General features: G+C 48.2%; 5 protein-coding genes. All 5 read right to left on the bottom strand.

Translation table 11 applies throughout. The features are described 5' to 3' along the window. Positions 1 to 48: 48 nt before the first annotated feature. Positions 49 to 366, bottom strand: a complete 318-nt coding sequence (locus PT964_RS26255) for a rhodanese-like domain-containing protein (protein WP_041049387.1) — start codon at positions 364 to 366, stop codon at positions 49 to 51. A gap of 35 nt (positions 367 to 401) precedes the next feature. Further along, positions 402 to 668, bottom strand: coding sequence for a metal-sensitive transcriptional regulator (locus PT964_RS26250; protein ID WP_041049388.1), 267 nt, complete (start codon positions 666 to 668; stop codon positions 402 to 404). Positions 669 to 737: 69 nt separating this feature from the next. Next, positions 738 to 1214 carry a DsrE/DsrF/DrsH-like family protein gene (locus PT964_RS26245; RefSeq protein WP_041049389.1) on the bottom strand — a complete coding sequence of 159 codons (477 nt, stop codon included), beginning with the start codon at positions 1212 to 1214 and terminating at the stop codon, positions 738 to 740. A 124-nt stretch (positions 1215 to 1338) separates the two neighbouring features. After that, complete coding sequence (locus PT964_RS26240) at positions 1339 to 2130, bottom strand: sulfite exporter TauE/SafE family protein (RefSeq protein ID WP_274366316.1); 792 nt, start codon at positions 2128 to 2130, stop codon at positions 1339 to 1341. 300 nt (positions 2131 to 2430) lie between these two features. Next, positions 2431 to 2658 carry a sulfurtransferase TusA family protein gene (locus PT964_RS26235; protein WP_274366317.1) on the bottom strand — a complete coding sequence of 76 codons (228 nt, stop codon included), beginning with the start codon at positions 2656 to 2658 and terminating at the stop codon, positions 2431 to 2433. Positions 2659 to 2716: the final 58 nt, after the last annotated feature.

The raw sequence follows: 2716 nt of genomic DNA, 5'->3' as shown, positions 1-2716 counted from the left end.
TTTTCAAAGGGCAAATTACTTCATTACAGGAATGGCTCCTTTATTCGTTTAATCCCGAACCAGTTCGTCTGTCCAATTATTGAGTCCGCCCGTCATGTTAATGACGTTGTATCCTTGTTCGCTGAGCAGTTCGCATGCGAGTCCGCTCCGGTTGCCGCTTCTGCAAATCACGATGGTTTCGTGCTTGGGGTTCAGTTCGTTGCGACGTTCGCCCAATTGACCGAGGGGAATATGTTTGGCTCCGGCCACGTGTCCTTCCGCCCATTCCGCCGGTTCGCGTACATCCAGCAACATCAGAGGTTCTCCTGATTTCAGACGGGCTGCAACTTCTTGCGGAGTAATTTGCTTTGGAATCTTGAATGCCATGTTTTTCTCTCCTTCAGATTGTTATTTGTTGCGTTTTATCGGCTCTTTACCAGAAGCTCCACAGCTTCTTTAACCATCTTTCCCGTATCATTACCGGCGGCCTGTTCCGCCAGGATGCATTGCTGCAGATTCTCCGCAACGATCTGAGCGATAGCCTTGTCCGATGCGTTGCGAACAGCGGACAACTGTGCAACGACTTCTTTGCAGGTCTTCCCTTCCTCCATCAGACGCAGCACCCCGCGAACTTGTCCTTCGATTCTGCGCAGCCGGGTTTTGATTTCGTCGCTGTATTCGTAGTTCAAAGTCCACATCTCCTTATACGTGTATGGGTATAGTATAAAGAAAAAAATAATAAGTTCATACCCGCTTGTTCAAATGAACAAGTTTACTTTGCCGTTCGCGGCGTCCCCCAGATATGCGGCTACTCCTGCATACTCCAGACCATCGATCAATTCTTCCTGTTTCAGACCGAGCAAGTCCATCGTCATCGTACAGGCGACCAGTTTCACGCCTTGTTCTTGAGCCAACTCAATCAACTCGGGCAGCGACAAGGCCTTGTGCTTTTTCATGACATGCTTGATCATCTGGGGTCCCAGGCCGCCGAAGTTCATTTTCGACAAGCCCAGCTTCTTCGCGCCGCGCGGCATCATCCATCCGAACGCTTTTTCGAGCAGGCCTTTGTTCGTCTTGATCGGTTCGGCACGGCGAAGCGCGTTTAATCCCCAGAACGTGAAGAAGATCGTCACCTCGTGATCATACGCCGCAGCTCCGTTCGCAATGATGAATGCCGCAATGGCTTTATCCAAATCGCCGCTGAAGAGCACGATTGTCGTTTTATCTCTTGCCATATCCTCGTCACATACCTTCTCTCTCATGAATTTTTACATATACCCCTATAAGTATAGTAGTGAACAATAAAAAAGAATGCAATCCTTTTACCGCGGCAAATGTTTACAGATACGATTTATTCATTTACAAAATCGACGACCACACTTTAATGGCCGTGAGTACGATCAGGACGACCAAACCATATCGAAGCACCTTCACGTTGATTTTCGAACTGACCATCGTGCCGATCGGTGCTCCGATCAAACTGCCGATGACTGTATATACCGTCGCCCACAGAGGGATATCCCCGCCCGTCATTTTCCCGATGACGCCTCCGATAGCCGAAATGAAAACAATCGCGAGCGATGACGCAATCGTTGTGCGCGTGGGAATTTTGAGAACGGTGAGCATAATGGGAATTAAGATAAACGCGCCGCCGGCCCCTACGATTCCGGAAACGATACCTACTACAAATGCCGCGGTAATGGCAATGATTTTGTTGAAACGGAGGTCGTCCGTTTCCTGTTGTTTCCCCCGGTTGGGAACGAGCATCAGCACGACGGCCAGTACCGCAAGGATGCCGTAAATCAGGTTGATGACATCCCCGTTCAACATACCCGAAACAAAGCCGCCGACCAGGCTGCCGGCAAGAATGCTGCTCCCCATGTAAAGGACTAGCTGTTTATTGACGACGCCCGTTCCTCCCTTTTTGCTTTTTTTCCGGAACGCGATAACACCCGCAAGAGAAGCGAAAAAGACTTGGAACATGCTGATGGAGGAAACTTCGTGGGCGGTAAAGTGTGCCGCACCGAAAAGGGATGGAATATACAGTAGGAGGGGATAATTGATAATCGCGCCGCCAATACCGAGCAACCCCGAAAAGAAAGAGCCGACCAGACCGATGAGCACCATGACAATGAGCAGTAAGAAATCCATGACACCCTCCTGTCGTAAAGTTTTCTATAAGGCGTGACATCAAGGTGAATACAGGTTATAATTAAATCCAAGTAAACTCATCAGAAATAAGGTGATCCAATTGCTTCAACAATTAAAAAGCCTTTTCGAAGATAAATGCCCGGTGTGCAATCAAAAGTTGAAAGCGAAAAACGACATGGCATGCAGCACGAAAACTTGCCCCCAAGGGCATTATACCGAAGAAAGTTACTGTTCCCTTGGCGTCACTATCGTATATGACGAGGCGAAATAAGCGGGCCCTTCCGGGTCCCGCTTATTTTTTTATACTTTGCGAACGTAAAATTTATAAACGCCGTCTTCTTCTACGTGCTGAATGAGTTCGTGGTTCGTCTGTTTGACCCAAGCCTGAAAATCATTCACGGATCCTTTGTCCGTAGACAGAACCTCCATAATTTGACCTTGTTGCAGGCTATCCAACGCTTTCTTCGCCTTGACGATCGGCATCGGGCAAGCCATACCTTTCGTATCAACAGTGATATCTGTATTCATATTCATGTTCATGTTCCTCCCACTTTAAAGTAATGTTTTCTCCTGTTTTCTCGCTCAT

This window comes from Paenibacillus thermotolerans (assembly GCF_028745515.1).
Taxonomy (GTDB): Bacteria; Bacillota; Bacilli; order Paenibacillales; family YIM-B00363; genus Paenibacillus_AE; species Paenibacillus_AE thermotolerans.
Note: the sequence above shows the minus strand (reverse complement) of the source record. Positions and strands in the feature narration are given on the sequence as shown.

Bases quoted from the DNA above. Each gene is read 5' to 3' on its own strand.
- PT964_RS26235 (WP_274366317.1), bottom strand. From the start codon at position 2,658: ATGAATACAGATATCACTGTTGATACGAAAGGTATGGCTTGCCCGATG.
- PT964_RS26240 (WP_274366316.1), bottom strand. From the start codon at position 2,130: ATGGATTTCTTACTGCTCATTGTCATGGTGCTCATCGGTCTGGTCGGC.
- PT964_RS26245 (WP_041049389.1), bottom strand. From the start codon at position 1,214: ATGGCAAGAGATAAAACGACAATCGTGCTCTTCAGCGGCGATTTGGAT.
- PT964_RS26255 (WP_041049387.1), bottom strand. From the start codon at position 366: ATGGCATTCAAGATTCCAAAGCAAATTACTCCGCAAGAAGTTGCAGCC.